The organism is Hominilimicola sp., assembly GCF_046972485.1.
Taxonomy (GTDB): Bacteria; Bacillota; Clostridia; order UBA1381; family UBA1381; genus Hominilimicola; species Hominilimicola fabiformis.
Genome location: NZ_JBKVWU010000150.1, coordinates 1 through 4,769, shown reverse-complemented (window position 1 = coordinate 4,769; position 4,769 = coordinate 1). Strand labels below are relative to the sequence as shown.

The 4,769-nt window shown below is 40.2% G+C and carries 4 protein-coding genes; 2 read left to right on the top strand and 2 right to left on the bottom strand.

Annotated elements, in window-relative coordinates; translation table 11 throughout:
* Nucleotides 1-1,187 (bottom strand): carbamoyl-phosphate synthase large subunit (carB, locus tag ACLTU0_RS10820; protein ID WP_412322440.1); only part of this gene is annotated, 1,187 nt, incomplete at its 3' end.
* Nucleotide 1,188: 1 nt separating this feature from the next.
* Nucleotides 1,189-2,241 (bottom strand): glutamine-hydrolyzing carbamoyl-phosphate synthase small subunit, encoded by a 1,053-nt coding sequence (carA, locus tag ACLTU0_RS10815; RefSeq protein ID WP_147514819.1) that lies wholly within the window; start codon nt 2,239-2,241, stop codon nt 1,189-1,191.
* Nucleotides 2,242-2,803: 562 nt separating this feature from the next.
* Between carA and ACLTU0_RS10810 the strand changes: the two genes are divergently transcribed.
* Both ACLTU0_RS10810 and ACLTU0_RS10805 read left to right on the top strand, forming a co-directional pair.
* Nucleotides 2,804-3,154 carry a P-II family nitrogen regulator gene (locus tag ACLTU0_RS10810; RefSeq protein WP_022230787.1) on the top strand — a complete coding sequence of 117 codons (351 nt, stop codon included), beginning with the start codon at nt 2,804-2,806 and terminating at the stop codon, nt 3,152-3,154.
* A 32-nt stretch (nt 3,155-3,186) separates the two neighbouring features.
* Nucleotides 3,187-4,470, top strand: coding sequence for an ammonium transporter (locus ACLTU0_RS10805; RefSeq protein WP_412322438.1), 1,284 nt, complete (start codon nt 3,187-3,189; stop codon nt 4,468-4,470).
* The last annotated feature ends 299 nt before the right edge of the window (nt 4,471-4,769 follow it).

The window sequence follows — 4,769 nt, the reverse complement described above, 5'->3', positions numbered from 1 at the left end:
CCCTTTAGAAGTGATGATTCAAGAGTATTGCCGATAGCCATAATTTCACCTGTAGCCATCATCTTTGTACCAAGATTACGCTTTGCACCGAAGAATTTATCAAACGGCCATTTTGGAATTTTTGTTACGACGTAGTCGATAGCAGGTTCAAAGCAAGCGTATGTCTTACCTGTAACGGCATTTTTGATTTCGTCAAGGTTGTAGCCAAGTGCAATCTTAGCGGCAATCTTAGCGATAGGGTAGCCTGTTGCCTTTGATGCAAGTGCTGATGAACGGCTCACACGAGGGTTAATTTCAATAACCGCATAGTTAAAGCTTTCCGGATCAAGTGCAAACTGTACGTTACAGCCGCCTTTAATTTCGATTGAATTGATAATATCAATAGCTGCTTTACGCAACATTTGATATTCTTTATCAGCCAAAGTAAGTGCAGGAGCGACAACGATTGAGTCACCTGTGTGAACACCGACAGGGTCGATGTTTTCCATTGAACATACCGTGATACAGTTACCTGCACCGTCACGCATAACTTCAAATTCGATTTCTTTCCAACCCTTGATTGACTTTTCAAGAAGAACCTGACCTACTCTTGAAAGGTGCAAACCTTGTGAAAGGATTGTTTCAAGCTGTTCGGGATCTTCAGCAATACCGCCGCCTGTACCGCCAAGTGTGTAAGCGGGACGAACGATGACAGGGTAGCCGATTTTCTTTGCAAATGCAAGACCCGATTCAACATCTGTAACGATTTCAGACGGAGCAATCGGCTGATTTGTGCGTTCCATAAGACGCTTAAAGCTGTCACGATCCTCACCCTCTTTGATAGACGGAATTGAAGTACCGATAACCTTCATATTATACTTTTCAAAAACGCCCTTGTCGTAAAGCTCACAAGCAAGGTTAAGACCTGTCTGACCGCCCATACCGGCGATAATTGAGTCCGGACGTTCTTTTTGAATAATCTTTTCTACATATTCTGCGGTAAGCGGCTCAATATAAGTGTTTGTAGCCATACCTCTGTCAGTCATAATTGTAGCCGGGTTTGAGTTTACAAGTACAACGTCAATACCCTCGTCTTTAATTGCCTGACAAGCCTGTGTACCCGAATAGTCAAATTCGGCAGCCTGTCCGATTACGATAGGACCTGAGCCTATAACAAGAACTTTCTTTATACTTTTATCTAAAGGCATATTAGTTTACCCCCTTTAAAAATCTGTCAAATAACCAACCTGTATCAAGCGGTCCCGGTGATGCTTCAGGGTGGAACTGAACGCTTTGGATTGGTAGAGTTTTATGTCTGATACCCTCACAAGTACCGTCATTTACGTTTACAAATGTTTCTTCAACAGTGTCCGGCAAATCTGCAACTATATAGTTGTGATTTTGGCTTGTAATGAAAACATTGCCTGTTGTAAGGTCTTTTACAGGGTGGTTTCCGCCGTGGTGACCGAACTTTAATTTCTTAGTTTCGCAGCCAAGTGCAAGACCTATAATCTGATGTCCCATACAGATACCGCAGATTGGATATTTACCTATTAATTGCTTAACAGTATCAACTGTACCCGGAGCGTCAAGCGGATCGCCGGGACCGTTTGAAAGGAATACAAGGTCCGGATTTGCTTCTTCGATAACCGAAGCGGGAATGTTGGCAGGGAATACTGTAATTTTACAGCCTCTCTTCAATAAATCGCGGATAATACCTTGTTTTGCACCCATATCTATGAAAGCAACGTGCGGTCTGCCTGTTTCATTTAATGTATATACCTGCTCGGCAGTTGTGTCCATAATAACGTGACTGTTGTCAAGAGAGTTCATAAGTACATTGACTTCTTCATCACTCGGCTCGCCCTGCATAATGACACCCTTCATTGTACCTGCTTCACGGATAACTCTTGTAAGTGCTCTTGTATCGATACCCTCAATACCTACAACACCCTGTTGACGAAGAAAATCATCAAGGTTCATTTCATTTCTGAAGTTAGACGGAAAATCGCACTTTTCTCTTACTACAAATGCTTTAAGATTAGTGTGCTTTGCCTCCATATCCTCAAGATTAATTCCGTAGTTACCGATAAGAGGGAAAGTCATAGTGACAATCTGACCTGCAAAAGACGGATCAGTAAGAGTTTCCTGATAGCCTGTCATACCGGTTGTGAAAACTACTTCTCCGACGATGTTTTTCTCAGCGCCGAAAACCGTTCCCGAAAAACGCATACCGTTTTCCAAAATAAGCTGTGCTTTCATAATTGTTCTCCTTCCATGTTAGTGAATTAGGCTATATAGCCCAAAAAAAAAGACAATGAATAAATAACATTGTCAATTGGTTTTTAAAAAAGAAAATAGAAATAAAGGGGAAACAGAATACCCTTTGTCTGCTTTTATTGAGTTGTAATTGCCTACGCAGTACATACTGTTTTATATCTCCTTTATGTCATTTTTATTATTGTACCACGCAATGAGTGGTTTGTCAACATATAGTACGGATTTTGTTGGTTGGTGTCAAGGTTTGTTTATATTTTCTAAATAAATAAGTGCAAAGTAACTTTTATTTTGTAATGTTAGTCAAAATTAAAAAAAGCTATTGACATTTTAAATCCATAGGCGTATAATGCAATTAAAGTTAAAGAGATTGAACACAAGGGCGTGTTCGTAAGATTGAAAAAAGGTCTTACGAATGCGCTTTTTCAGTTCAATTAGGAAAACTTAATATTATACATTATAATTAAGCACAAAGGCGTGTTTATCGAAAGTATCAGAAAACTTCGATAGACACGCTTTTTTGTTTAAAAGAAAGGGGAGTTTAGTCATGGCAGAAATGACAAAAGTCGAAATTATCACCAGACAAAGCAAGCTTGAAGATTTAAAGGCGGCTTTGAATGAAATCGGAATCAACGGTATGACAGTTACCAATGTTCTTGGATATGGTGTACAGAAAGGTCAGAAACATCAGTACAGAGGTGTTGAGTATAACGTTGATTTACTTCCGAAAATTAAGATTGAAATGGTTGTATGTACAGTACCGGTTGAAGATGTTGTAAATACAGCGATTTCGGTTTTAAGAACAGGCGAAATCGGTGACGGTAAGATTTTCATTTCTCCGGTATCACGAGTTATTAAGGTAAGAACCGGTGAAGAAGACAGAGAGGCTTTATTATAGAAAGTTTCATTAAATAGGAGGATTGATTGATTATGAGTACAGAACTATTAACAACAGCAGTAGACTGTTTTTGGTTATTCTTTGGCGGTGTATTGGTGTTCTTTATGCAAACAGGTTTCACAATGGTTGAAGCAGGCTTTACAAGAAGTAAAAACACAGGTAACATTATTATGAAGAACATAGTTGACTTTATGTTCGGTTCAATTATTTATTGGGTTATCGGTTACGGACTTATGTACGGCGAAGGTAACGGGTTTATCGGTATTCCGTTCGGAGATATGTTTATGAACGGTATGGCAGGTGCAGAGAATATGGATTATACGGCATTGTTCTTCCAAACTGTATTCTGTGCAACATCTGCAACAATCGTTTCGGGTGCAATGGCTGAAAGAACAAACTTCAAAGCATATTGTATCTACAGTGCGGCTATTTCATTGTTCATTTACCCAATCGCAGGTCACTGGGTATGGGGCGGCGGCTGGTTGTCAGAGTTAGGCTTCCATGACTTTGCAGGTAGTGCAATCGTTCATATGCTTGGCGGTACATTATCATTTGTAGGTGCTGCAATTCTTGGTCCGAGAATCGGCAAGTACACAAATGACGGAAAAGTAAACGTTATTCCGGGTCACAACATTCTTATCGGTGCACTTGGCGTACTTATCCTTTGGGTAGGTTGGTTCGGATTTAACCCTGCATCAACAGGCGGTCTTTCAGACGGTGGCGTACAAGTAGCCGCTAAGGTATTTATCACAACTAACCTTGCCGCTTGTGCAGCTGCAATCACAACAATGTTCTTTACATGGATTCGTTACGGTAAGCCTGATGTTTCAATGACTCTAAACGGTGTTCTTGGCGGTCTTGTTGCAATCACAGCTCCTTGTGACCTTGTAACTCCGTTTGCGTCAATTATTATCGGTGTTGTCGGTGCAATCTTGATGTGTCTTGCAATTCCGTTTATCGATACAAAGCTAAAGGTTGACGACCCTGTCGGTGCAATCAGTGTTCACGGTATATGCGGTCTTTGGGGTACAATCGCAGTCGGTTTGTTTGCTTCAGATACAAGTGCCGGTGCAGAATTGCTTGGTCTGTTCTATGGCGGCGGTCTAAAGGCTTTGGGCGTTCAAGCATTGGGTGCTGTTTCACTAATCGCTTGGGCAGCAATCGTTGGTTCAATTCTGTTTGTTGTATTGAAGAAGGCAGGATTGCTTCGTGCTAAGCCACAAGAAGAAATTGAAGGTCTTGACTCAACAGAACATGGTCTTGCATCAGCATACCCTGACTTTGTTGTATCGTATAACGAGAAAAGATCAATGTAATTTAATAAGGTTAATCTCTTTTTCAAAGATTAATATATATACCCCCTCAGCGAGCTAATTTATTAGCTCGCTTTCTCTTTCCAGAAAAATTTCAAAAAAACTGTTGACAACAAAAAGTTAGTGTTGTATAATAATGTTACAGTGATTGAACACAAGGACGTGTTTGTAAGAGGATATTCTTACAAATGCGTCTTTTTTGCTTTTACGGTTCAATCGGAATAAAAAATAATAGTTAAATTAAACACAAAGGCGTGTTTGACGGATTGATTGCGGTCAATTTGTCAGACGCACTTTTTATG

Bases quoted from the DNA above. Each gene is read 5' to 3' on its own strand.
- ACLTU0_RS10805 (WP_412322438.1), top strand. From the start codon at position 3,187: ATGAGTACAGAACTATTAACAACAGCAGTAGACTGTTTTTGGTTATTC.
- ACLTU0_RS10810 (WP_022230787.1), top strand. From the start codon at position 2,804: ATGGCAGAAATGACAAAAGTCGAAATTATCACCAGACAAAGCAAGCTT.
- carA (WP_147514819.1), bottom strand. From the start codon at position 2,241: ATGAAAGCACAGCTTATTTTGGAAAACGGTATGCGTTTTTCGGGAACG.